The 227-nt window shown below is 58.1% G+C and carries 1 pseudogene; it reads right to left on the reverse strand.

Going from position 1 to position 227, the window contains the following annotated elements:
* Window positions 1–227 (reverse strand): annotated as a pseudogene (locus tag ACH107_RS34035) (DDE-type integrase/transposase/recombinase); the annotation flags it as partial.

The raw sequence follows: 227 nt of genomic DNA on the forward strand, positions 1-227 counted from the left end.
CGTGGCGGTCACGTCCTCAGCCTTCATCGTCGTGCAAAGCTTCCAGGAGATGATGTAGCGGCTGTAATCGTCCAGGATGGTACTGAGGTAGAACCAGCCGTCGTGCCGAAGGCACGCCTCCGGCGTGACCCAGGACCTTCAGATAGGTGAAGTCGGTCTGCCACAGCTCGTTGGGGCGCGTGGTTTTATCCCGGAACTCATTGGCTGCCTTCATTACGATATGCGTC

This window comes from Roseovarius halophilus (ex Wu et al. 2025) (assembly GCF_047086965.1).